This is a genomic window from Streptomyces marinisediminis (assembly GCF_026262575.1).
Lineage (GTDB): Bacteria > Actinomycetota > Actinomycetes > Streptomycetales > Streptomycetaceae > Streptomyces > Streptomyces marinisediminis.
Window position 1 is genome coordinate 70,299 of sequence record NZ_JAPKFL010000004.1, and the last position, 23,027, is coordinate 93,325.

A 23,027-nucleotide genomic window follows, 5' to 3' on the forward strand; every position below is an offset into this window, starting at 1 on the left:
ACCGGGCGTCAGCCCCGCTCGCGCTCGTCGGCCGCGCCGCCCGCGCCCACCAGGCCGGTGAGCCGGGGGCCGGCTTCCATCCGGGGGCCGAACTTCGCCACCTTCCCCGCCCCCACCGAGCCGATGAGCGGCGGCAGGTAGCCGCGCACGGCCTGCATGCCGCGCAGCCACCACTGCCCGTAGACGTGGTGCGCGCGCCGCTCGACACCCTCGACGAGCCGCTCGACCGCCGGCTCCAGCGGATAGGTTTTGTTCGCCGGCCACGGCAGCGTCTGCCGCAGGTCGCGCATGAGGTCGTCCGCGTCCGCGCCGCGCACCATGTCGGTGTCCGTCCAGCTCAGGTAGCCGACGCCGACCCGCACCCCCCGGTAGGCGACCTCCGCGCGCAGGCTGTGCGCGAACGCCTCCACGCCGGACTTCGAGGCGCAGTACGCCGTCATCATCGGCGCCGGGGTGATCGCCGCCAGCGAGGCGACCTGGAGGAAGTAGCCGCGGGACTCCAGCAGCAGCGGCAGGAAGGCCCGCGCGGTGACCGCGCCGCCGATGAGGTTCACCTCGATCACCCGGCGCCAGGAGTCCGCGCGCGAGTTCACGAACGGGCCGCCGGAGGCGACGCCCGCGTTGGCCACGACGACGTCCACCGTGCCGAAGTGGTCCCGCACCTTGCGGGCGACCTCGTCCATGGCGGCGTCGTCGGTCACGTCCGCGTGCCAGTACGCGCTCTCGGTGGCCAGGCTCGCGCAGACCTTCCGCGACTCCTCCGGCTCCAGGCCCACCAGCGCGATCCGCGCGCCGCGCGCCGCCAGCTTGCGCGCCATCAGCGCGCCCACCCCGCGCGCGCCGCCGGTCACCACCGCTACCTGGCCGTCCAGGTTCCAGCGCCTCATGCCGTCTCCTCCCACTCACTTCGCCGTACGCCCGGGGCGACCAGGTGGTCGCGCACCAGGTCCCGCAGGACGTCGGCCACCGCCGCCGGGTCCTCGACGGGTGTCATGTGCCCGAGGCCCGGCAGCTCGTGCAGCCCCACGCAGTGCGGCAGCGCGGCGACCAGTTCACGGGCGTGGCGGCGCGGCGTCAGCCGGTCGTGCGTGCCGACGACGACGGCCGTGGGCACGGTCAGCCGCGGCACCTCGCGCGCCAGCGCGAGGGTGTGCAGCACCGCGCCCCAGCCCGCCCGGACCCGGCGCGGGCAGGCGTGCACGACGCGGGCCACCGCCTCCTGCTGGTCGGGCGTGGCACCCGGGCCCATCGTGGCGTACGTCAGCGCGCGCCTGGTCACCGGCGTCACCGGGCCGAGCGGGAGCGAGGCGCCCAGCAGCAGCCGGTGCGCCAGCCCGCGCGCGGCGCGGCCGGGCAGCGGCAGGACGCGGGCCTCCCGCGACAGGTGCTCGGCGCCGGTGCTGCACAGCATGAGCGCGGCGGCCCGGTGGCGCAGCGTGGGGCGGGACGCGGCGGCCATGAGCGTCATGCCGCCCATGGAGTGCCCGCCGAGCACGGCCCGCCGGCCGGGCGGGAGCACCGCCTCCAGGACGGCGCACAGGTCGTCGGCGAGCGCGTGGGTGCTGTAGCGGCCGGGAGTGGGGGACGAACGGCCGTGCCCGCGCTGGTCGTAGGCGACGACCCGGTGCCCGTCCGCCACCAGGCGGCGTATCACCGGCGCCCAGAAGGCTATGGAGCACGTCCAGCCGTGCACGAGCACCACCGTCGGCCCGTCCGCCGGGCCGTGCTCGGCGACGTGCAGCCGCGCCCCGGTACTGGAGGTGACGTCGAACTCGCGGCCGGGCGCGGGCGGCGCGTAGGGCCCGTAGAGCACGTGTGGCACACGGCTCATATGGCGGCCTCCTCGGTGGTGGCCGCGCGGGCGCCGGCCGGGGCCGGGCCGCCGGGGCGCAGGACGTGGTACTCGGCCAGCCGCACCTGCCGCGTGACCCGGCGGAACTCGGCGGTGGTGCCCGGCCAGACGGTGGTGTTGCGGCCGGACGCGTCCTGGTACCAGCTCTCGCAGCCGCCGGTCTGCCACACCGTGCGCTTCATCCGCTCCTGGACGTGGTCGCTCCAGGCCGTCACCGCCTCGGGGCGGGCGTCGAGCGCGACGCGCCCGCCGAGGGTGTCGAGCTGGCGCAGGTAGTCGATCAGGTAGTTCACCTGGGCCTCGATGATGAGGATCATCGAGCTGTTGCCGAGCCCGGTGTTGGGCCCGATGATCGTCATGAAGTTGGGGAACCCGGCCGCGCTCGCGCCGCGCAGCGCCTGCATGCCGCCGCGCCACGCCTCGGCCAGCGTCGTGCCGTCGGCGCCCTTGACGCGCTGGGCGATCGGCATGTCCGTGACGTGGAAGCCGGTGCCGAAGATGACGGCGTCCACCTCGGTCTCGGTGCCGTCGGCGGCCACCAGCGTGCTGCCGCGCACCTCCTTCAGCCCGGAGGCGACGACGTCGACGTTGGGCCGCGCGAGCGCCGGGTAGTAGGAGTTGGACAGCAGGATGCGCTTGCAGCCGATGCGGTAGTCCGGGGTGAGCCGCTGGCGCAGGGACGGGTCCTTGACGGCGCGCCGCATGTGCGCGGACGCCAGCTTCTCCACCACGCCCAGCTCGCCGGGGTGCTTGGTGAACGCGCTCACCTGGAGCTCGCGGATGCCCCACAGGAGCTGGCGGCGCAGGTAACCGGTGAGCGGCAGCGCGCGGTGCAGCTTGCGTTCGGCGCCGCTGATGCGCCGGTCCACCCGGGGCAGCACCCACGGCGGGGTGCGCTGGAACAGGGTGAGCCGGCCGGCCTCGGGCTGGATCGCGGGCACGATCTGGATCGCGGAGGCGCCGGTGCCGATCATGGCGACGCGCTTGCCGCGCAGGTCGTAGTCGTGGTCCCACTGGGCGGAGTGGAAGACCTTCCCGGGGAAGCTCTCCAGCCCGGGGATGTCCGGGATCTTCGGGTCGGACAGCGGCCCGGTGGCGGAGACCACCACGTCGGCGCTGAACGTGCCCCGCGAGGTCTCCAGCACCCAGTGCAGCGCGTCGCCGTCCCAGGTGGCCTGGAGCACCTCGTGGCCGAACCGGATGTGCGGCCGCAGTCCGAAGGTGTCGGCGACGCCCTCCAGGTAGGCCCGGATGTGCTCCTGCCCGGAGAAGCTGCGGGGCCAGTCCGGGTTGGGTGCGAAGGAGAAGGAGTACAGGTGGGAGGGGACGTCGCACGCGCACCCGGGATAGGTGTTGTCGTGCCACGTCCCGCCGACCGCGTCCCGCCGCTCCAGCACCACGAAGTCCGTGATGCCCGCGCGGCGCAGCCGTACGGCGGCCCCCAGGCCGCCGAACCCCGATCCGATCACCGCCACCCGTACGTGCTCGTGTTCCCGCTCGGCCATGCCGCGCCCTCCCGGTCTGAACCGTGCCAGCAATCACTGGCGCAGTTGCACTGTAGGGGAGCCGCGTACTCATGGGTAGGGGGTGCGCGCGAAAAAAGTTACCGCCGGTTGCACCTGCCGGTGCCCGACCTGATCCGGCATAGGCTGGGCCGAGTGGGGATCTTCGACGAGCAGCACTCCGACCGGCCGGGGGACGCGTCCGACACCGTCGGCGCGCCGTCCGCGCCCGGCGCGGAGCGCGAGTACCGCATGGGCGAGCTGGCCGAACAGGCCGGGATCACCGTCCGCACCGTCCGCTTCTACCGCGAGCGCGGACTGCTTCCCCCGCCGCGCCGCGAGGGCCGCATCGCCTGGTACAACGAACACCACCTCGCCCGGCTGCGCACCATCGCCGCCCTCCTGGCCCGGGGCCACACCCTCGGCGGCATCGCGGACCTGCTGACGGCGTTCGAGAAGGGCCGCGACTCGCGCAGCGCCGCCGAACTCCTGGGCCTGGGCCCCGCCCCGGCCCCCCGGTTCGCCGAGGAGACCCCGGTCCGCCTCACCCCCGAGGAGCTTGCCGCGCACTTCCCCGGCGAGGACACCCCGGACAACCTCTCCGAGTCCATCGCCCTCGGCTACCTCTCCATCGAGGGCGACGAGATCGTGCACGTCAGCCGCCGCCTGCTGGACGCCTCGGCCGTACTGGTGCGCGAGGGCATCCCGCTGGCCACCGTGCTGGCCGGGGCCCGCCAGGTGCGCCACCAGGTCGAGGCCATCGCCGCCGTCTTCGGCGGCATCCTGGCCGACCACCTGCTCACCGCCGGCCGGCCGCTCCCGGAGGCCACCGCCGCCGTCGACCGGCTGCGCCCGCACACCAAGCAGGTCGTCGACGCCGAACTCGCCATGGCCCTGGACCGCCGCGTCCGCGTCGAGTTCGAGCGCTGGCTCTCCGCCCGACCGGCCCCGGACGAGCCGGAGCGGCCATAACCCGCGGGCGGCACGCCGAGAGGTGGACGCCGCCCGGCGCGCCGACCGGGGCCGGAAACCCCCCGCGCCCGCCCACGACCGGGCCGGGACCGCCCGCACCACCGGAGCGCGGGGCGGGCGGCGGGCTCCCCACCGGCCGGCCCCGGGGGCCCGGGGAACCGTCGTCCCCGCCCGGCGCACGGGCGGCTGGACACCGACCCGCCGCGCCGACCGGGGACGACGGCTTCGCACCCGCCGGATGTGGAACCGCCCGCACCACCGGCGGGCGGCGCGGGCGGCGCGGGCGGGGGCGTGAAAGCCGGCGTGCGCGGCGCGCCTCGCCGACGCGCACCGCGTTCCGCTCCCGCGCGCCCCGGGAGCCCGCGGCACGGTGCGCCCCCGCGTCGGCACGAGCGCGGGGCAGGCGCCGTAGCGCGACCGTCACCCGGGGTGCGACCGTCTACCTACCGCGCGGCCTCACCCGGTGAGCGCCGGAGCCGCGCGGCAGGGAGGGAGGCACCTCATGGCACGGGAGAACGGCGGATCGCGGCGGCGCAGGGCCGGTGCGCTGGCGGCCGCGGCCGCGATCGCGGCCCCGCTCGGGCTGGTGGCCACCGCCGCGCCCGCACAGGCGGCGGCGTACTGCAACCCGAGCGCGGGGCCGTACCAGCGGCAGGTGGAGAAGTTCCTCGGCCTGCCGGTCGACGGCAGGCAGTCCGGCAGCGACTGCCGGGCGATCCGGGGCTTCCAGACCACCCACGGCATCGCCCCGAACGTCGGCTACGCGGGTCCCATCACCTGGGGCGTGATGAGCCTGATGAACACCCAGAAGGCGGCGGGCAAGAACCCGAACAAGGCGCGCGCGTGCCCCACGAACAAGGGCCGCGTCGCCTGCGTCGACCTCACCCGGCAACTGAGCTGGGTGCAGGACGGCGCCAGGCTCGTCTACGGCCCCGTGCCGGTGCGCACCGGGCGCGACGGCGCCGAGACGCGCACCGGGGCGAAGAAGATCTACTGGCGCAACAAGAACCACTGGTCGACGCTGTACCACGTACCCATGCCCTACAGCCAGTTCTTCGACGGCGGGATCGCCTTCCACGCGACCAAGGGCAGCGTGTGGTCCCCGCCCGGCTCGCACGGCTGCGTCAACATGCGCGACGCGGACGCGAAGAAGTACTGGAGCCTGCTGAAGTCCGGTGACGACGTCCACGTCTGGGGCCGCAAGCCCGGCACGTGAGGCGCGGCCGCGCGCCGGACACCGCGAGGCGCCGCTACGCGCCGAACACCGCGGTGACCGGCGCGTGGTCGGACCACCGCAGGTCGTGGCTGGCCGCCCGCTCCACCCGCGCCTTCAGGCAGCGCGCGGCCAGCCCCGGCGTCGCGGCCAGCAGGTCGATGCGCCAACCGCTGTCGTTGTCGAACGCCCGGCCCCGGTAGGACCACCACGAGTAGGGCCCGGCCTGGTCCGGGTGCTGCCGGCGCACGACGTCGGTGAAGCCGCCGTCGGCCGGGTCGAACACCCGGCTCAGCCAGGCGCGCTCTTCGGGCAGGAAGCCGGAGTTCTTCCGGTTGGCCTTCCAGTTCTTCAGGTCGGCCTCCTGGTGGGCGATGTTCCAGTCCCCGCACACCAGCGCCTCCCGCCCCTGCGCCGCCGACCGCTCCCGCAGCTCCTTGAGGTAGGGCAGGAACGCGGCCATGAAGCGCTCCTTCTCGGCCTGCCGCTCGGTGCCGACCTCACCGGAGGGCAGGTAGAGGCTGCCGACCGTCACCCCGGGCAGGTCCACCTCGACGTACCGACCGGCGGCGTCGAACTCGCTCACCCCGAAGCCCACGCGCACCGCGTCGGGCTCGCGGCGTGTGAGAACCGCCACACCGGCGCGGCCCCGCGCGGCGGCCGGAGCCCACTGCGCGTGCCACCCCCGCGGGGCGCGCACGGCGTCGGCCAACTGCTCCGGCAGCGCCCGCACCTCCTGCAGACACACCACGTCGGCGGCGCAGCCCTGGAGCCAGGTGGTGTACCCCTTCCCGGCGGCCGCCCGCAGACCGTTCACGTTCACCGTCGAGACCTCGAGCACCCCTGAACCCTACATACGATGCGGGCATGCAGATCGCCCCCATCCGGTACGACCACCCCGACGCGCAGAAGCTCGACGCCGAGGTCCAGCAGGAGTACGCCGAGCGCTACGGCAGCGAGGGTGACATCACCCCCCTCGCGCCCGAGATGTTCGCCCCGCCCCGCGGTCTCTACCTCATGGCCTACGACGACGCCCAGCACCCCGTCGCCACCGGCGCCTGGCGGGCCATGGACCGCAACGGCGAGGGGTACGAGGACGGCGACGCCGAGATCAAGCGCATGTTCGTCGTGCGCGAGGCCCGCGGCCGGGGGCTGGCCCGCGCCATCCTGGCCCGGCTGGAGGACGACGCCCGCGCGGCCGGGCGCGTCCGCATGGTGCTGGAGACGGGGACGCAGCAGCCCGAGGCGATCGCCCTGTACCTCTCCTCGGGGTACGAGGCGTGCGCCAAGTTCGGCGTCTACCGCCACGAACCCGGCAGCCGCTGCTTCGCCAAGCCCCTGCGCTGACACCCCGCCTCGCCCGTGCCGCACGCCGCCAGCCGCCGTGCCGCCCGGCACGGCGGCTTCGGGCGGCGGGCCCGGCCCCGCCCGGCGCCGCGTGCCCCCGGCACGGCGGCAACGGCGGCGCCGGGCCCGCCGCCCGCTCACGCGGTCACTGTTCGTAGTCCTCGGGCGTGATCCCGGCCTCCTCCATCGCTTCCCCCATGGTGCGGCTCGACGCCTGCGGGGTCTCCTGGTCGGTGTCGGGCGGGGAGTCCGGGGTGGCCTCCTCGGCCTTCGGGCTCTTGGGCCGGTTCTCCTCCGGGACCGTCATGCGTGCTCGCGTCCTCTCCACTGAGTCGTTGTTCTGGCTGGCCACCGGGTACCCACGTGAGCCCGTCACACACCGAACACACCCAGCGCCCACCACCCGCGCCCCTCCCCCCACCACCCACGACGACGCCGCGAAGCCGCACCGTCACAGCCGCAGACGGACTCGGAGACCACCGCCTGCCGGCACGACCGCCCCGCCGCCCACCCCCGCGCGGCCGGACTCGGAGCGTTCGCCGGCCTGAGCCTCGTCGGCCTCGACGACAGCGACACGGACGCCGAACCCGGGAGGTGACCACCCGTTACAAGGCCGATCCCGACCGTTTCCTGACCCGGAACCAGAAACCGCCCGGACGCGCCGACGTCCGGGCACCGGCCGAGCACGGCTCCGCACGTCCGGAGAACCAGCGCGTGCTCCGCACGGCCCGTACCGGCCCGAAAGTGAGCGACGGGCGTCCTACACCCACGGCCAGCGACGAGGGCCCCGGAGCCCGTGCACGTCGGGCCTGTGACCTGGGTGTTCACGGTACGCACAACTCAGTGGTCCGCGCCGCCTGGTGTGCATAAGCTGGGCGGATGGCCTTGGAATGGGAACAGGTACTCGTCCACGCGGAAGACCCGGCGGCCCTGGGGCAGTGGTGGGCGGAGGCACTGGGCTGGGTCGTCGTGCACTCCTCCGATGACGAGTTCGAGATCCGCCCGGCGCCGGACCGCCTGCCGGGGCTGGACTTCGTCCGGCTCGCCGAGAGCAGGAAGGCCAAGAGCCGACTCCATCTCGACTTCAGGCCCGACGACCAGGAGGCCGAGGTGGCCCGTCTGCTGGCCCACGGCGCACAGCGTGTGGACATCGGCCAGGGCGACCAGTCGTGGGTCGTCCTGGCAGACCCCGAAGGCAACGAGTTCTGCGTCCTCGGCCAGCGGCTCCGGTAACGCTCCCGCGGCCCCGCGACGGCCGGGCGGCCGTCCGGGGCGCGGAACAACCACGGCCGTGCGTCCCGGGCTGCCGGAACGGGCGCCCCCGGCGCCGCGGGTGACCAGCGGAACCAGGAGCCCCTCCACCGCCGCGAGCGCGGGCGCGCTCAGCTCACGCCCCCACGGGCAGGGGCTGGCCATGCCCGACGACATGGGCTGTCCCCGGACAGCCCTCGAACGGTCGCGTGAACGACGAAGATCCCACTCGGTCTTGCGACCAAATGGGATCTCGTGAACTCTTCCTGAGTTAACTCAGCAACAGTCGTGCGGTGGACCTGAGGGGATTCGAACCCCTGACCCCCTCGTTGCGAACGAGATGCGCTACCGGACTGCGCTACAGGCCCTTGCTTGCGACGGGTGAAACTGTAGCACCCCTGGTGGTGGGGGGTGAAATCCGTGGTTACTCGTTGGCGGCGCGGGGGCGGGCGTCGTCGGCGTACTGGTCGTAGAGGGGGGTGCGGGTGGGGCGGCGGTCGTCGCCGGGGGGCTCGGCGCGGGCGGAGCTCCAGGCGTCCGGGGCGCCGAGGTCGACGCCGGCGGCGCTGCGCGGGGCGACCGGGGCGTTGACGTAGGTGGGCAGCGGGACGGGGACCGGGTCCCAGCCGTCGGCGTCCTGCGTGCCGCGCGGGGTGCGCTGCTGGTCGACCCACTCGGCGTGGTCGGTCTGCTCCACCAGGGCCCGGCGGTCGGCGGTGGCGGCGAGGGCCGGGGCCGGGGCGGGGTCGGCGGCCGGGGCGGCGGGCGCGGGGGCGGCGGCGCGGCGGCGCTCGTGGAGGTGGCGGGCGGCGGCCTCGGCGCGGCGCTGGTCGATGCGCACGGCGTGGCGGCGGCGCTCCTGGGCCCGGAGGTAGACGACGTAGGCGGTGAGCAGGGCGGCGGGCAGGCCGGGTGCCCACAGCAGGTGGAGTCCGCCGACGGCGGCGGTGACGGCGCCGCCGGTGAGGGCGAGGAAGAGCACCATCGTGGTGCGGCGGCGGCGGGCGAGGACCTTGGCGCGGGCGGTGCGCTCCTCCGGGGCGACGGGGCCCGCGGCCGCGGGGGCGGGGGCGGGGGCCGCCGGGGTGAGGATCGCGGGGTCGGCGCGGAGCGCGTCGGCGTCGTAGGCGCCCTCCGGCACCTCGGGGGCCGGGGCGTCGTCCACCCGGTCGCCGCGCTCCGGGGCCGGGCGCCGGTCGCCACCGGCGCGGCCGGTCAGCATCCGGATGGCGGCGGTGGTGAACCGTTCCGTCGGACGCGCGTCGTTCAGCTCGTCCTGGCGGCGAAGCCACATCGGCACCAGGTAGGCGGCCCAGGCCCCGACGATGACTGCGTAGATGAGGCCGCTGCTGCTCACGCCTCACACCGTAGAGGGGTTTGAGGAAACGCATCAGCCAATTGACGCGGTGTGTCGCACGATCTGCCAGACATCTCGAAACTTTTTCGGGGTGGGAACGGAAGAGACACGGCTGTGAAATTCGAACACATTAACGAATTTCCACGGAACAGAACGGATCGGCGCCAGCCCGTTATTGCGGCGGCGGCCCGGGAACGGTGCGCTCGTGCCAGCGGGCCAGCAGGCCCTCGGGCACCTCCTCGACCGTCAGCGCGTAGACCAGGTGGTCACGCCAGGCGCCGTCGATGTGGAGGTAGCGGGGACGCATTCCCTCCTCGCGGAATCCCAGCTTTTCCACCACCCGGCGGCTGGGCACGTTCTCGGGGCGGATGCACACCTCGATGCGGTGCAGTCCGACGCGGTGGAAGCAGTGGTCCACGGCGAGCGCGACCGCCGTCGGGGTGATGCCGCGTCCGGCCACCGACTGGTCGATCCAGTACCCGATGTGTGCCGAGCACATCGAGCCCCAGGTGATTCCGGCGACGGTGAGCTGCCCGGCGAGCCGCCCCCGCCACAGCATGACGAACGGCAGCATCCGCCCGGCCTGCGCCTCGATGCGCAGGTGGCGCACCATCTGCCGGTACGTCGGCCGCTGCGGCGGCGCGTGGCCGGGCGGGACGGGCGGGACGGTGGCCTCCCAGGGGCGCAGCCAGCCGCGGTTGCGCTGGTTGACCTCGCGCCAGGCGCGGTGGTCGCGCAGCTTTATGGGGCGGAGGGCGACGTCGCCGTCCACCAGCTCCACCGGCCATACGGCGTTCAGTGGGAGTCCCCTCTGGGATGGTCGCCGCCGCGCACCTGGTCGACGGCGTGCGGCAGCACTCCGGCGAGGACGGCCAGGCCGTCCCGCACCCCGCCCCGGGAGCCGGGGAGGTTCACGATCAGCGTACGGCCGGCCACGCCCGCCAGGCCACGCGAGAGCGCGGCGGTGGCCACCTTCGGGCGCCCGTGGGCGCGGATGGCCTCGGGGATGCCGGGGATCTCGTAGTCCAGGACGCGGCGGGTCATCTCGGGCGTGCGGTCCGTCGGCGTCAGGCCGGTGCCGCCGGTGGTCAGGACCACGTCGTAGCCGGAGGCCACGGCGGCGCGCAGCACCTCCTCGACCGCCTCGCCGTCGGGGACGACGCTCGGACCGTCGGCCGCGAAGCCCATCCCGCGCAGCCCCTCGACGAGCAGCGGCCCGCCGGTGTCGGCGTAGACGCCGGCCGAGGCGCGGTTGGAGACGGTGACCGCCAGGGCGCGGACGGGGCTCATGCGCGCCTCCACTCCCCCGACGCGCCGCCGGTCTTCTCCTCCACGCGGACGTCGCTGATGACCGCGCCCTTGTCCACGGCCTTCACCATGTCCACCACCGTCAGCGCGGCGACGGAGACGGCGGTGAGCGCCTCCATCTCCACACCGGTGCGGTCGGTGGTCCGCACCGTGGCCGCGATCTCCACGGCGTCCTCGGCCACGGTCAGCTCGACCTGGACGCCGGAGACGGCCAGCGGGTGGCACAGCGGGATCAGCTCCGGCGTCTTCTTCGCGCCCATGATCCCGGCGATGCGGGCGGTGGCGAGCGCGTCGCCCTTGGGCAGTCCGCCGTCGGCCCCGCGCAGCAGCTCGACGACGCGGGGGGCGACCAGCACCCGTCCGGTGGCGCGCGCGGTGCGCGCGGTGACGTCCTTCCGCGAGACGTCGACCATGCGGGCGGCCCCGGACTCGTCCAGGTGCGTGAGGTGTTGCTGGCTGTTCATGGGGGAACACCGTACCGGCCCGGGGCGACGGCGGCGCCGTCAGCCGAGCGGCACGACCTCCACCTCGTCGCCGTCGGCGGCCTCGGTGACGGCCTCGGGGACGACGATCAGCGCGTCCGCCCGCGCGAGCGCGGCGATCAGGTGCGAGCCTGCGCCGCCCACGGGGCGCACGGTGCCCGGTTCGGCCGCGTCCGCCGGCGGGGTGTACCGGCCGCGCAGGAACTGGCGCTTGCCGTCGGGCGAGGACAGCCGCGCGTCGGCGCCGGAGAGCGCCAGCCGCGCGCGCACCCGGGGCCGGTGCACCTGCGCGCAGCCCAGCAGGGTGCGGATGACCGGGCGGACGAACAGCTCGAAGGAGACGTAGGCGCTGACCGGGTTGCCCGGCAGGGCGAGCAGCGGCACCCGTTCGGCGCCGACGAGCCCGAACCCCTGCGGCTTGCCCGGCTGCATGGCCAGGCGCCGGAACTCCACGCCGCTGCCCCAGGCGACCAGGGTGTCGCCGGGCGCCGAACCGATGCCGCTCAGCGCCTCCTTGACGACGTCGTAGGCGCCGACGCTGACGCCTCCGCTGGTGACGATCACGTCGGCGCGGGAGAGCTGGTCCTCGACGGCACCGCGCAGGGAGTCCGCGTCGTCGGCGACCGCTCCGACGCGGTAGGGCAGGCCCCCCGCGTCCCGGGCGGCGGCGGTGAGCACGTAGCTGTTGGAGTCGTGGATGCGGCCGGGGGTGAGCTCCTCGCCGGGCGGGACGAGTTCGCTGCCGGTGGACATCACCACGACCCTCGGCCGGGGCCGCACGGGCACCGAGCCGCGGCCGATCGCGGCGAGCAGCCCGAGCTGCGGCGGGCCGAGCACGGTGCCGGCGGTCAGCGCCAGCGTGCCGGGGCCCACGTCGCTGCCCCGCTCCCGCACGTGCTGCCCCGCGCTCACCGGCCGGTGCACGCGGACCTCGCCGCCCGCGCCCGAGGGGTCGGCGGAGTGCGCGGTCATCGCCTCGGCCGGTCCCGCGCCGGTGCCGCCGTCGGTCCACTCCACGGGGACGACGGCCTCGGCGCCGGGCGGCAGCGGGGCGCCGGTCATGATCCGGGCGGCCTGACCGGGCGCCACGGCGGGCGAGTGCCCGCTGCCCGCCGCGACGTCACCGACGACGGTGAGCACCGCCGGATACTCCTCGCTGGCCCCGTCGACGTCCGCCACGCGCACGGCGTAGCCGTCCATGGAGCTGTTGTCGAACGGCGGCAGCGCGGCGGGGACGAGCACGTCCTCGACGAGCACGCAGCCCTGGGCCTCCAGCAGCGGCAGCTCGATGGGCTCCAGCGGACGCACCGAGCCGAGCACGTCGGCCAGGTGGTCGTCGACGGACCAGACGTCGTTCACCGGCGTGCGGCTCCCTGGGTGACGGCCTCGCGGGCGCCGGCGGCCGTCGGCCGGGCGGTGGCCTCGGCGCCCTCCGGGATCGAGGCCCGGCCGTCGGCGGCGCCGGGCATCTCCTCGGTGACGAAGTGCCGCAGCCACTGGCGGAAGTCCGGCCCCAGGTCCTCGCGTTCGCAGGCCAGGCGGACGATGGCGCGCAGGTAGTCGGCGCGGTCGCCGGTGTCGTAGCGGCGGCCGCCGAAGACGACGCCGTGCACCGGGCCGCCGAGCTCGGGGTCGGCGGCCATCGTCTGCAGGGCGTCGGTGAGCTGGAGTTCGCCACCGCGCCCGGGCTCGGTGCGGCGCAGCACGTCGAAGACCGCCGGGTCGAGCACGTAGCGGCCGATGATGGCCAGGTTGCTGGGCGCCCGCGCGGCGTCCGGCTTCTCCACCAGGTCGCTGACGGTGACCACGTCGTCGTCGTCGGTGGACCGGGCGGCGGCGCAGCCGTAGAGGTGGATGCTGGCCGGGTCGACCTCCATCAGCGCGACGACGCTGCCGCCGTGCCGCTCCTGCACCTCGATCATCCGGGTGAGCAGCGGGTCGCGCGGGTCGATGAGGTCGTCGCCCAGGAGGACGGCGAAGGGCTGGTCGCCCACGTGCGGCGCGGCGCACAGGACGGCGTGGCCAAGACCCTTGGGGTCGCCCTGGCGGACGTAGTGGATCGTGGCCAGGGCGCTGGACTCCTGCACGCGCTCCAGGCGCCCCTCGTCCCCCTTGGCCCGCAGGACCTGCTCCAGCTCGTAGTTGCGGTCGAAGTGGTCCTCCAGCGGACGCTTGTTGCGGCCGGTGACCATGAGCACGTCCGCCAGGCCGGCGGCGACGGCTTCCTCGACGACGTACTGGATCGCGGGCTTGTCCACGACCGGGAGCATCTCCTTGGGCGTGGCCTTGGTGGCGGGCAGGAAGCGTGTACCGAGGCCGGCGGCCGGAACGACGGCCTTGCTGATCCGGGTACGTGTCGAAGTCATGCCGGGAACCCTATCTGCTGGTGTGCGCGTGCGGGCGGAACGTGCGCGGAGGGTGGCACGATGCCGCCGGACGGATGATGCGACAGAAGTGCTGACGGAAGGTGTACGACACGTGAACCGGACGGACACCGGGGCGGCCGGGGCCGAGAAGCGCGCGCTCCGCCGGGAACTGCTGGAACGGCGGGCCGGGCTCCCGCGCGAGACGGTGGACGCGGCGGCCCGGGCGCTGGCCGCGCAGGCGCTGCGCCTGCCGGAGCTGGCCGACGCCGGCACGGTCGCCGCGTACGTGTCCATCGGCTCCGAGCCGGGGACGCGGGAGCTGCTGGAGGCGCTGCGGACGGGCGGGGTGCGGGTGCTGCTCCCGGTGCTGCTGCCCGACAACGACCTCGACTGGGCCGAGTACACCGGGCCCGGCGCGCTGCGGGCCGCCGGGCGCGGGCTGTGGGAGCCCGCGGGGCCCCGGCTGGGCCCCCACGCCGTGGTCTCGGCGGACGCCGTGCTGCTGCCGGGGCTCGCGGTGGACGCGGGCGGGCTGCGGCTGGGCCGGGGCGGCGGTTCGTACGACCGCGTGCTGGCCCGGCTCGCGGCGGCCGGCGCGGCGCCCGCGCTGGTGGTGCTGGTGTACGCGCACGAGCTGCTGGAGTGCGTCCCGGCCGAGCCGCACGACCGTCCGGTGACCGCCGCGATCACCCCGGCGGGCGTGCACCGCTTCGGGTAGGCCCCGCGGGCGGGGCGCGGCGGTTCCGGACGCCGGGTGCGCCACCGGGGTGGGCCGCGCCCCGGCCCGGTGGGGCGGGGCCGGGGCGCGGCGCGCCGTCCCGGTGGGAGTGGGAGCGTCCCGGTGGGGCGGGTGCCGCGCGCCTACGGCGTCAGGGCCATCGTGTCCTGCGCGGCGTCCTCGACCGCCTCCCGGCTGTGCGCCCACGGCAGCAGTTCGCCCCGGGCCCACAGCTCCGTCTGGTCGACGTAGTTCGGGTGGTAGGCGTGCCCGGAGGCGCCGGTGAGGTTGATCCAGCGGGACTTGTCGAAGTCGGCGAGGCTGACCACCATCCGCATCGAGGGCACCCAGGTGACGCTGTAGCCGCCGGCCGCGTTCCAGCCGTTGGCGTTGACGGCGTCCTTCCCGCCCGCCAGCTCGTAGGGACCGCGGTTGAGCAGCCGCTGCACCAGGTCCGGGCCCTCCGTGCCGAGCGTCTGGTTCCGCAGCAGCAGGCTGTGCAGGCGGCCCCAGCTCCAGGTGTCGATGTTCTTGCCGAGCTTGGTGGTCAGCTCCCAGCGGGCGTCCTTCATCGCGCGGGCGAGCACCTCGTCGCGGCCCTCGGCGGCCGGGGACTCCAGGCCGTCGGCCGGGGCGCTCCACCACGCGTTGTCCGGGTCGTCCAGCAGGCGCCGGACCACCTCGAACCAGCGGTCGCCGCCGTCGGGCTGGGCGGTGGCCGGGCTGCGCTCGCCGCACTCGCGCACGGTGCGGGCGGTGCCGTCCAGGTCCTCCAGCGGCCCGGAGTCGTCGGCCGGGCGCACGCTCAGGCACTCGCCCTCCACGCGCAGTTCCTTGGGCAGCTTGCTGCCGAAGGCGAGCACGAGCAGGTTGCGCCAGACGCCGTTGAAGTAGGCCGCGGGCGCGGAGTCGGCGCCCTGCGTGTAGTCCCACCCCTCCAGCAACTGCTGCGCCTCGCGGACGTAGGGGTCCTGGATGTCGATCTTCAGCAGGTGGGGGACGAGCAGCTTGGCGATCTCGCTGCTGTCGTCCAGTTGCATCTTCTCCATGTCGTCCATGGAGATCTTCCCGCCGTCCTTGATCTTCGACTGGATGAGGTCGTCGATGCGCTGGCTGCGGGTGCCGTAGCTCCAGTCCTCGGTGAGCAGGTGCGGGTACTCGTCGCCCTCGATCACGGCCTGGTTGGCGGTGACGATGTAGCCGCGCTCGGGGTTGTACTCGTACGGCAGGGCGCTGTGCTCGACGTAGCCGTCCCAGGCGTAGTCCGCGTCCCAGCCGGGCGCCGGGTAGCGGCCGTCACCCTTGCCGCGCACGGGGATCAGGCCGGGCGCCTGGTAGCCGATGTTCCCCTCGGTGTCGGCGTAGATCAGGTTCTGCGAGGGGGCGGCGAAGTCGGCGGCGGCGGCGCGGAAGCTCTCGAAGTCCCCGGCGCGGTTGAGCGCGAAGACGGAGTCCATGGTCTTGGACGGGGTGAGCGCGGTCCAGCGCAGCGAGACGGCGTAGCCGTCGCCCCGGTCGGGTGCCGGGCCGGCGACGGGGGCGCTGCCGCCGACGTCGCCGAGCTGGGGGTCGCGGTCGGAGACGATCGGCCCGTTGCGGGTGCTGCGCACGGTGATCTCGCGGTCCTCGCCGCCCGCGACCTCGATCACCTCGGTGCGCGTCTCGTACGGCACCATCTCGCCGTCGTGGAGGGCGGCGCCGTCCTCGATCTTCTCCAGGTAGAGGTCGGTGACGTCGGCGCCCAGGTTCGTCATGCCCCAGGCGATGTCCTGGTTGTGGCCGATGACGACGCCGGGCATCCCGGAGAAGGTGAACCCGGAGACGTCGTAGGGGCACTCCTGGTTGACGGTGGTGCAGTGCAGGCCCATCTGCGCCCAGACCGAGGGCAGTTGCGGGGCCAGGTGCGGGTCGTTGGCCAGCATGGGCTCACCGCTGGTGGTGTAGGTGCCCGAGACGACCCAGGAGTTGGAGCCGATGCCGCTGCCGTTGGGGCCGAGCAGCGTGGGCAGCGCGTCCAGCGACTCGGCGAGCCCGCCGAGCTGGGTCCGCACCCCGCCGGGCAGGCCGCCCGGCACGGTGCCGTCCCCGGTGTCCGTCCCCGGCTCGGCGTCCGGCTCGAACTCGCCCGTGACCGGGTCGACGGCGCCCTCCCCGACGATCGGGCGGTTGCGGTCGTAGGGGTACTCCGGGTACAGGTCCTCGATCTGCTCCTCGTCCAGCCGGGAGCTCATCAGCGCGCGGTCGATCTCCTGCTTGAGATTGCCCCGCAGGTCCCAGGCCATGGCCTTGAGCCAGGCGACGGAGTCCACCGGCGTCCACGGCTCCGGCTCGTAGTCCTTGTTGACCAGGCCCAGCGCGGCGTACTCCACGGACAGCGCCGAGCCGCCGTGCCGCGCCAGGTAGGCGTTGACGCCCTCCGCGTAGGCCTGGAGGTTGCGCCGGGTCTCCTCCGAGAGCTCGGTCTCGTACTCCTCCTCGGCGACGTGGCGCCAGCCGAGCGTGCGCAGGAAGGCGTCGGTGCGCACCTGGCTCTCGCCGAACAGCTCCGACAGGCGCCCCGCGGTGGTGTGGCGGCGCACGTCCATCTCCCAGAACCGGTCCTGGGCGTGCACGAAGCCCTGCGCCATGAACAGGTCCTCGGCGTCGGCCGCGTAGATCTGCGGGATGCCCCGCTCGTCGCGCTTGACCTCCACGGTGCCGGACAGCCCGTCGATCTTGACTGAACCCGTCGTCTGCGGGAAGGAGTCCCGCACGGTGCCGACCGTCCAGAAGGCGCCGCCGACCAGGCCCCCGAGCACCAGCAGCACCAGAGTGATCACAACCACGCGGTTGCGCCGGGAGCGTTTCTTTGCGGGCATCGCTGTCCTTCGCGGGGTGGGACGTACGGCCGGGGATGGCGGGGAACCGCGCTGGGGCAACTCTAGGCGGCGGCCTCGGCGGCCCATACGGGGAGTCACGACTGAGCCGGAGCCCGCGGTTCCACGGCGCGCGGGATCGTGGCGCGGGGCGGCCGCGGGGAGACGGCGACGCGGGGACGAGGGCCCGGACCCGGGGACGGCGGCGGTGGCGGTGGCGCGGAGGCGGGGGCCGGGGCCGTGGCGCGGGGCCGGGGCCGTGACGCGCGGGCCGGGGTGGTGGCGCGGGGTCTTCAGCGCCGGAGCCGGGCGTGGGCGGGCGCGCGGGGCCGGTGGCGCGCCGGGGCCCCCGCGCGGGCGACCGGGGATGCGAGCCGTTCCCGGGGAGCGGAGGTTACGAGTGCGCCGGACCGCTCCCGGGGCTGGTTGTTAGACTAGGCAACGATTATTTACGGATTCTTAGCGCCCGGGTGGGCTTGCGCGACCGCGTGCCCGGTGGAAGCCGACCGCATGTCCCCGGTGCGACGACGCGCCCCCGAGAGGAAGGACCGGCCCCTGACTGTCGACCGCCTCAACGAACTCCTGCTCGTGTGCGCCCTGGTGCTCCTCGTGGCCGTCGCGGCCGTGCGGATCTCCACCCGCAGCGGGCTCCCGACCCTGCTGATCTACCTGGGCATCGGCGTGGCCATGGGCCAGGACGGCCTGGGCGTGGAGTTCAACGACCCCGAATTGATGCAGGTGCTCGGCTATGCCGCGCTCGTGATGATCCTCGCCGAAGGCGGGCTCGCCACGAGATGGCGCGACATCCGGCCCGTCATGCCCGGGGCGGCGGTGCTCGCGACGGTCGGCGTCGGCATCAGCGTGCTGGTCACCGCGGCGGCGGCGCACTTCCTGGTGGGGCTGCCCTGGCAGCTCTCGCTGATCCTCGGCGCCGTCGTCTCGTCCACCGACGCGGCGGCGGTCTTCTCGGTGCTGCGCACCATCCCGCTGCCCCGGCGGCTGAGCGGCATGCTGGAGGCGGAGTCCGGCTTCAACGACGCCCCGGTCGTCATCCTCGTCATCGCCTTCTCCGAGCTGGCCACCGACCCGATGCCCTGGTACCAGCTCATCGGCCAGATCCTCTTCCAGCTCCTGGTGGGCCTGGTGGCCGGCGTCCTCGTCGGCAAGCTCGGGGAGCTGGCGATGCGGCACGTGGCCCTGCCCTCCTCCGGCCTGTACCCGATCGCCGTGCTCGCGCTGTGCGTCCTGTCCTACGCCACCGGCGCGCTCGCCCAGGGCAGCGGCTTCCTCGCGACCTACATCTGCGGCCTGATCCTCGGCAACGCCAAGCTGCCGCACCGGCCCGCCGTGCGCGGGTTCGCCGACGGGGTGGCGTGGATCGCGCAGATCGGCATGTTCGTGCTGCTGGGCCTGCTGGCCACGCCGAGCGAACTGGCGGACGACTTCTGGCCCGCGATCCTCATCGGCCTCGCCCTGACCGCCGTCGCGCGGCCGCTGTCGGTCGTGGTCTGCCTGCTGCCGTTCCGCATGCCCTGGCGGGAACAGGTGCTGATGTCCTGGGCCGGGCTGCGCGGCGCGGTGCCGATCGTGCTGGCGACGATCCCCATGGTGGCGGGCATCGAGTCCAGCGACCGCATCTTCAACATCGTCTTCGTCCTCGTCGTCGTCTACACCCTCCTGCAGGGGCCGACGCTGCCCCGGCTCGGCCGGATGCTGCGGGTCGGCCCGGCGGACGGGACGACCGACGTGGAAATCGAGTCGGCGCCCCTGGAGCGGCTGCGCGGGCACCTGCTGTCGGTGGCCATCCCCAGGGCGTCGCGCATGCACGGCGTCGAGGTCAACGAGCTGCGGCTGCCGCCGGGCTCGGCCGTCACGCTGGTGGTGCGCTCCGGCAAGAGCTTCGTGCCCTCGCCGACGACCGTCCTCATGCACGGCGACGAGCTGCTCGTCGTCGCGACGGACGCGGTGCGGGACGCGGCCGAGAACCGGCTGCTGGCCGTGGGCCGGGGCGGCAAGCTGGCCGGCTGGCTCGGACGCTGGCCCCACCCGGTCCCACCGGGCGCCTCCGGCCCGCCGGGCCGTTCGGCGCCGAGCCGGTGAGCGCGGGCCGGGCGACCCACGGCTCAGGGCGACGCGGGGCTCAGGGTGACGCGGGGCTCACGGGGCCGCCGCGGGGCGGGCGCGCGCGGGGATGCGGCGCGCGGTCGCGGGAGTCCGCGGGCCGGCGCTCGCGGTGTGGAAGGCGTGGCGGCCCGCCGACCTGGGAATGCCAGGGTCCCGACGCCCGTTACACTCGAGGTACCCAAACCGGAACCAACCCTGCCTGACGCAGAACTGGCGCCCCCGGACGGCGCGAGGCGCATCCGACGCCCGCATGCCGACGGCGTCGCGCGCGAGTGGACAGTTCTCGGTGCGCACGGCCCGCAACCAGGGGCCGCGGCGTGCTACCAGGCGGCAGAAAGGCCCGGCCGTGGCCTCCCAGCCCGGCTACCGTCAGCTCTTCCGCACTCCTGGTGCCTGGTCCTTCGTGCTGCCCGGCTTCCTGGCCCGCCAGCCGTTCGCGATGCTGACGATCGGCATCGTCCTCCTCGTGCAGCACACCACCGGTTCGTTCGGTGCCGCCGGCGCCGTGTCGGCCGCCACCGGCGTCGCGATGGCCCTGTGCGCCCCGCAGGCCGGACGCCTGGCCGACCGGTTCGGGCAGCGCACCGTCCTGGTCCCCGGCGCGCTGCTGCACGCCGCCGCCGTCGGCGCGCTCATCACCCTCGCGCTGGTCGGGGCGCCGCTGTGGGCGCTGCTGCTGACCGCCGTCCCCGCCGGTGCCACGGTGCCGCAGGTCGGCCCGATGGTGCGGGCGCGCTGGGCGCACCGGCTGGACGGCGGGCCCCTGCTGCCGACGGCCGCCGCCTTCGAGTCCGTCACCGACGAGTTCACCTTCGTCGTCGGCCCCGTGCTGGCCACCGCCCTGTGCACCGGCGTGCACCCGGCCGCCGGACTGCTCGCCGAGGCCGCGCTGACCGTGCTCGGCGGGCTGCTGTTCGCCGCGCAGACCCGCACCGCGCCGCCCGCCCACCGCGACCTGTCCGGCACCACCGGACGCCGGGCCTCGGCCCTGTCCGTGCCGGGCGTCCGCGTGCTGATCCCGGCGTTCCTGGGCATCGGCGCCGTGTTCGGCGGCATGCAGGTGTCGCTGACGGCGTTCACCCAGGCCATCGGGCACCCCGGCGCCAACGGCCTGCTCTACGGCGTCTTCGCGGGCGGCAACATGCTCGCCGGCGTCGCGTGCGGCGTGATCGCCTGGCGCTCGGCCGCGCACCGCCGGCTGCCGGTCGCCTACGCGGCGCTGGCCCTCGTCACGGTCCCCCTGTGGTTCGCCGCCACGGCCGGGTACGCGCCGCTGCTGGGCGCGGTGGGCCTGCTCGTGGGCCTCGCCGTCGCACCCGCGATGATCACCGGGTTCACGCTGGTGGAGCGGCTGGTGCCCGCGGGCGCCCGAACGGAGGCGTTCACCTGGCTGACCGGCTCCGTGGCGCTGGGACAGGCCGTCGCGGCGACCTCCGCCGGGCAGCTCGCCGACGCGTTCGGAGCCGCCGCCGGCTTCACCGTCCCGCTCGTCGGCACGGCCCTGGCGGCGCTGGCCGTCGGCCTGCTGCGCGGCCGGCTGGCCCCGCGGGCGGACGCCGAGGGCCGCGTGGTGGCGCGTGGCGCCGGTCACCGCGTGCCTGCCGCAGTGGACTAAGGCGCGGGAATGCTGCACCATGGAGCGTCGTTAGCACTCCACAAGGACGAGTGCCAGGAGGAGCAAGTGCCGACCTACCAGTACCAGTGCACCGAGTGCGGCGAGGGCCTCGAGGCGGTGCAGAAGTTCACCGACGACTCCCTCACGGAGTGCCCGAGCTGCGACGGCCGTCTGAAGAAGGTGTTCTCCGCGGTCGGCATCGTCTTCAAGGGCTCCGGCTTCTACCGCAACGACAGCCGCGGCTCCTCGTCGGGCGGCAGCTCGGCCGGTGGCGGCTCGTCGTCGGGCGGCTCGTCGTCCTCCTCCTCGCCCTCGTCCTCGTCGGGCACGAGCGGCTCCTCCGACTCGTCCGGCTCGTCCGGCTCCGCGAAGAGCGAGGGCAAGAGCGGCGGCTCCGGCGGCAGCGCCAAGAGCGACTCCGCGAAGCCCGCCGCCGCCCCGGCCTCCTGACGGCCGCACCGCCTGGGCTCGCACCACGTTCGGACGCGGTCCGCACCGGCTCACCGGCCGGGCGCGGACCGCGTCCGGTTGTGTGCGGGGCGGGCGGGGTGCGCTGGGCGGGCGGCGCGGCGGGGGTGAGCGGCCCGGCGGGGGTGAGCGGCCCGGCGGGGCGCGCACGGTGTCGTGGGGGCTTCGGGTGCGGGGTGTCGGCGCGCTCGGGCCCGCCGTCAGCGGAGGTCGTGGACGAGCCGGGAGGGGCGGATTCGTCCGACTCTAACCGGTTCCGCCCGGCTTCATCCGGTTCCGCCCGGCTCCTCCGGTGTCCCGCCGGACGCGGCGGTCCCGGCCGACGCGAGGGCGGCACGCCTTCGTGCGGCCTGCCCGTGGGCCGGCGCAGGTTCTCCCCGTGACCGCGGGCTGTGGGCGGTCACGGCGTCCGCCGGTGGCCGGGGGCCCGGCCCTCCCGCCGGTGTGGTGGCGTCGGCTCTCCTGCCCGTGGCGGTGACGGGGCCTGGCCCCGGCGCCCCGGTGGGACGGTACGCGGTTCCCGCCCGGTCGTCCCGGGAACCGGGCCGCCCGGCCCGGTCACCTCCTGACGGCCCGTTCTAGGGTGTGGCGCATGAGTGGACTGGCGGCACAGGCGGAGATCGGCGTCATCGGCGGATCGGGCTTCTACTCGTTCCTGGAGGACGTCCAGGAGGTACGGGTGTCGACGCCGTACGGGGAACCCAGCGACGCGCTGTTCGTGGGCGAGCTGGCCGGGCGCCGGGTGGCGTTCCTGCCCCGGCACGGCCGCGACCACCACCTGCCCCCGCACCGGATCAACTACCGGGCCAACCTGTGGGCGCTGCGCGCCGCGGGCGTGCGGCGCGTGCTGGGGCCGTGCGCCGTCGGAGGGCTCCAGGAGAAGTACGGGCCCGGCACGCTCGTCGTCCCCGACCAGCTCGTGGACCGCACGAAGGCGCGCGCCCAGTCCTACTTCGACGGCGAGGAGCGGGCCGACGGCGCCCGTCCGAAGGTGGTGCACGTGTCCTTCGCCGACCCGTACTGCGAGACGGGACGCGAGGCGGTGCTCGGCGCGGCGCGCGGACGCGGCTGGGAACCGGTGGACGGCGGCACGCTGGTCGTGGTGGAAGGGCCCCGGTTCTCCACCCGCGCGGAGTCGCGGTGGCACGCGGCGCAGGGCTGGGCGGTGGTCGGCATGACGGGCCACCCGGAGGCCGTGCTCGCCCGGGAACTGGGGCTCTGCTACAGCTCGCTCGCCCTCGTCACCGACCTCGACGCGGGCGCGGAGACGGGCGAGGGCGTCTCGCACGCCGAGGTGCTCGCGGTGTTCCGGCAGAACCTGACGCGGCTGCGCGACGTGCTCTTCGACGCCGTGGCGGCCCTGCCCACCGAGCGGACCTGCGACTGCGCGGACGCCCTGAACGGCGTGGAGCTGGGCATCGACCTGCCCTGAACGGCGACGGGACGGCGGCGGGCGGGCCGCGTGGCGCACGGGCCGCGTGGCGCACGGGCCGGTGGCGCACGGGCCGGTGGCGCACGGGCCGGTGGCGCGCGGGCCGCGTGGCCCGACGCCGTGTTGTCCACAACCCGTGAGTTGTCCACAGGCGCAAGCGGGATC

At 74.9% G+C, this 23,027-nt stretch carries 20 protein-coding genes, 1 tRNA gene and 1 pseudogene; 9 read left to right on the top strand and 13 right to left on the bottom strand.

Going from position 1 to position 23,027, the window contains the following annotated elements; genetic code table 11:
* Positions 1-8: 8 nt before the first annotated feature.
* From OSB71_RS04550 to OSB71_RS04560, 3 genes are read right to left on the bottom strand one after another with little or no spacing between them, the layout of a single operon-like run.
* Complete coding sequence (locus OSB71_RS04550; RefSeq protein WP_265944444.1) at positions 9-887, bottom strand: SDR family oxidoreductase; 879 nt, start codon at positions 885-887, stop codon at positions 9-11.
* Positions 884-1,831 (bottom strand): alpha/beta fold hydrolase, encoded by a 948-nt coding sequence (locus OSB71_RS04555; RefSeq protein ID WP_265944447.1) that lies wholly within the window; start codon positions 1,829-1,831, stop codon positions 884-886. The genes OSB71_RS04550 and OSB71_RS04555 overlap by 4 nt, the downstream gene beginning before the upstream one ends.
* Positions 1,828-3,357, bottom strand: a complete 1,530-nt coding sequence (locus OSB71_RS04560) for a flavin-containing monooxygenase (protein WP_265944449.1) — start codon at positions 3,355-3,357, stop codon at positions 1,828-1,830. Before OSB71_RS04560 ends, OSB71_RS04555 begins: the two co-directional genes overlap by 4 nt.
* Before the next feature lie 249 nt (positions 3,358-3,606).
* On the opposite strand from OSB71_RS04560, the gene OSB71_RS04565 reads away from it, so the two are divergent.
* Positions 3,607-4,326 carry a MerR family transcriptional regulator gene (locus OSB71_RS04565; protein WP_265944775.1) on the top strand — a complete coding sequence of 240 codons (720 nt, stop codon included), beginning with the start codon at positions 3,607-3,609 and terminating at the stop codon, positions 4,324-4,326.
* 502 nt (positions 4,327-4,828) lie between these two features.
* A complete protein-coding gene (locus OSB71_RS04570; protein WP_265944451.1) occupies positions 4,829-5,542 on the top strand; it encodes a L,D-transpeptidase in 714 nt (237 codons plus the stop codon).
* Between the two features lie 34 nt (positions 5,543-5,576).
* On the opposite strand, the gene OSB71_RS04575 is transcribed toward OSB71_RS04570, so the two are convergent.
* A complete protein-coding gene (locus OSB71_RS04575; RefSeq protein WP_265944453.1) occupies positions 5,577-6,380 on the bottom strand; it encodes an exodeoxyribonuclease III in 804 nt (267 codons plus the stop codon).
* A gap of 26 nt (positions 6,381-6,406) precedes the next feature.
* Here OSB71_RS04575 and OSB71_RS04580 point away from each other — a divergent pair, with 26 nt between their 5' ends.
* Positions 6,407-6,886 (top strand): GNAT family N-acetyltransferase, encoded by a 480-nt coding sequence (locus OSB71_RS04580; RefSeq protein ID WP_265944455.1) that lies wholly within the window; start codon positions 6,407-6,409, stop codon positions 6,884-6,886.
* Between the two features lie 145 nt (positions 6,887-7,031).
* Here the strand turns inward: OSB71_RS04580 and OSB71_RS04585 are convergent, their stop codons facing one another.
* On the bottom strand, positions 7,032-7,193 hold the full coding sequence (locus OSB71_RS04585; protein ID WP_265944457.1) for a hypothetical protein: 162 nt from the start codon (positions 7,191-7,193) through the stop codon (positions 7,032-7,034).
* A gap of 572 nt (positions 7,194-7,765) precedes the next feature.
* On the opposite strand from OSB71_RS04585, the gene OSB71_RS04590 reads away from it, so the two are divergent.
* Complete coding sequence (locus tag OSB71_RS04590; RefSeq protein WP_265944459.1) at positions 7,766-8,119, top strand: VOC family protein; 354 nt, start codon at positions 7,766-7,768, stop codon at positions 8,117-8,119.
* Positions 8,120-8,431: 312 nt separating this feature from the next.
* Here the strand turns inward: OSB71_RS04590 and OSB71_RS04595 are convergent.
* The 7 genes and pseudogenes from OSB71_RS04595 to galU form a co-directional block, all read right to left on the bottom strand.
* Positions 8,432-8,505: transfer RNA gene (locus OSB71_RS04595), tRNA-Ala, on the bottom strand.
* Between the two features lie 56 nt (positions 8,506-8,561).
* The gene (sepX, locus tag OSB71_RS04600) at positions 8,562-9,494 is read right to left on the bottom strand and encodes a divisome protein SepX/GlpR (RefSeq protein ID WP_265944461.1); all 933 of its coding nucleotides are present in this window, start codon (positions 9,492-9,494) and stop codon (positions 8,562-8,564) included.
* 172 nt (positions 9,495-9,666) lie between these two features.
* Positions 9,667-10,275: a GNAT family N-acetyltransferase gene (locus tag OSB71_RS04605; protein WP_416237192.1), complete on the bottom strand. Its 609-nt coding sequence runs from the start codon at positions 10,273-10,275 to the stop codon at positions 9,667-9,669.
* A 14-nt stretch (positions 10,276-10,289) separates the two neighbouring features.
* Positions 10,290-10,784 (bottom strand): MogA/MoaB family molybdenum cofactor biosynthesis protein, encoded by a 495-nt coding sequence (locus OSB71_RS04610; RefSeq protein WP_265944463.1) that lies wholly within the window; start codon positions 10,782-10,784, stop codon positions 10,290-10,292.
* Complete coding sequence (gene moaC, locus OSB71_RS04615; protein ID WP_265944464.1) at positions 10,781-11,266, bottom strand: cyclic pyranopterin monophosphate synthase MoaC; 486 nt, start codon at positions 11,264-11,266, stop codon at positions 10,781-10,783. The genes OSB71_RS04610 and moaC overlap by 4 nt, the downstream gene beginning before the upstream one ends.
* Before the next feature lie 39 nt (positions 11,267-11,305).
* Positions 11,306-12,643: a molybdotransferase-like divisome protein Glp gene (gene glp, locus OSB71_RS04620; RefSeq protein ID WP_265944466.1), complete on the bottom strand. Its 1,338-nt coding sequence runs from the start codon at positions 12,641-12,643 to the stop codon at positions 11,306-11,308.
* A gap of 107 nt (positions 12,644-12,750) precedes the next feature.
* A pseudogene (gene galU / locus OSB71_RS04625) lies at positions 12,751-13,650 on the bottom strand (UTP--glucose-1-phosphate uridylyltransferase GalU); the annotation flags it as partial.
* A 112-nt stretch (positions 13,651-13,762) separates the two neighbouring features.
* Between galU and OSB71_RS04630 the strand changes: the two are divergent.
* Entirely contained in the window at positions 13,763-14,368 is a 606-nt protein-coding gene (locus tag OSB71_RS04630) for a 5-formyltetrahydrofolate cyclo-ligase (RefSeq protein WP_265944470.1), read from the top strand.
* A gap of 143 nt (positions 14,369-14,511) precedes the next feature.
* On the opposite strand, the gene OSB71_RS04635 is transcribed toward OSB71_RS04630, so the two are convergent.
* Positions 14,512-17,226 (bottom strand): penicillin acylase family protein, encoded by a 2,715-nt coding sequence (locus tag OSB71_RS04635; protein WP_265944472.1) that lies wholly within the window; start codon positions 17,224-17,226, stop codon positions 14,512-14,514.
* Positions 17,227-17,733: 507 nt separating this feature from the next.
* On the opposite strand from OSB71_RS04635, the gene OSB71_RS04640 reads away from it, so the two are divergent.
* The 4 genes from OSB71_RS04640 (at position 17,734) to OSB71_RS04655 (ending at position 22,862) form a co-directional block, all read left to right on the top strand.
* Positions 17,734-19,323, top strand: a complete 1,590-nt coding sequence (locus OSB71_RS04640; protein ID WP_265944474.1) for a potassium/proton antiporter — start codon at positions 17,734-17,736, stop codon at positions 19,321-19,323.
* Positions 19,324-19,693: 370 nt separating this feature from the next.
* On the top strand, positions 19,694-20,962 hold the full coding sequence (locus OSB71_RS04645) for an MFS transporter (protein WP_265944476.1): 1,269 nt from the start codon (positions 19,694-19,696) through the stop codon (positions 20,960-20,962).
* Positions 20,963-21,028: 66 nt separating this feature from the next.
* Positions 21,029-21,412, top strand: a complete 384-nt coding sequence (locus tag OSB71_RS04650) for an FmdB family zinc ribbon protein (protein ID WP_265944777.1) — start codon at positions 21,029-21,031, stop codon at positions 21,410-21,412.
* 610 nt (positions 21,413-22,022) lie between these two features.
* Positions 22,023-22,862: an S-methyl-5'-thioadenosine phosphorylase gene (locus OSB71_RS04655; RefSeq protein WP_265944478.1), complete on the top strand. Its 840-nt coding sequence runs from the start codon at positions 22,023-22,025 to the stop codon at positions 22,860-22,862.
* The last annotated feature ends 165 nt before the right edge of the window (positions 22,863-23,027 follow it).

Bases quoted from the DNA above. Each gene is read 5' to 3' on its own strand.
- OSB71_RS04635 (WP_265944472.1), bottom strand. From the start codon at position 17,226: ATGCCCGCAAAGAAACGCTCCCGGCGCAACCGCGTGGTTGTGATCACT.
- OSB71_RS04640 (WP_265944474.1), top strand. From the start codon at position 17,734: ATGTCCCCGGTGCGACGACGCGCCCCCGAGAGGAAGGACCGGCCCCTG.
- OSB71_RS04550 (WP_265944444.1), bottom strand. From the start codon at position 887: ATGAGGCGCTGGAACCTGGACGGCCAGGTAGCGGTGGTGACCGGCGGC.
- OSB71_RS04585 (WP_265944457.1), bottom strand. From the start codon at position 7,193: ATGACGGTCCCGGAGGAGAACCGGCCCAAGAGCCCGAAGGCCGAGGAG.
- OSB71_RS04655 (WP_265944478.1), top strand. From the start codon at position 22,023: ATGAGTGGACTGGCGGCACAGGCGGAGATCGGCGTCATCGGCGGATCG.
- OSB71_RS04560 (WP_265944449.1), bottom strand. From the start codon at position 3,357: ATGGCCGAGCGGGAACACGAGCACGTACGGGTGGCGGTGATCGGATCG.
- OSB71_RS04565 (WP_265944775.1), top strand. From the start codon at position 3,607: ATGGGCGAGCTGGCCGAACAGGCCGGGATCACCGTCCGCACCGTCCGC.
- OSB71_RS04555 (WP_265944447.1), bottom strand. From the start codon at position 1,831: ATGAGCCGTGTGCCACACGTGCTCTACGGGCCCTACGCGCCGCCCGCG.
- OSB71_RS04580 (WP_265944455.1), top strand. From the start codon at position 6,407: ATGCAGATCGCCCCCATCCGGTACGACCACCCCGACGCGCAGAAGCTC.
- moaC (WP_265944464.1), bottom strand. From the start codon at position 11,266: ATGAACAGCCAGCAACACCTCACGCACCTGGACGAGTCCGGGGCCGCC.
- OSB71_RS04590 (WP_265944459.1), top strand. From the start codon at position 7,766: ATGGCCTTGGAATGGGAACAGGTACTCGTCCACGCGGAAGACCCGGCG.
- OSB71_RS04610 (WP_265944463.1), bottom strand. From the start codon at position 10,784: ATGAGCCCCGTCCGCGCCCTGGCGGTCACCGTCTCCAACCGCGCCTCG.
- OSB71_RS04570 (WP_265944451.1), top strand. From the start codon at position 4,829: ATGGCACGGGAGAACGGCGGATCGCGGCGGCGCAGGGCCGGTGCGCTG.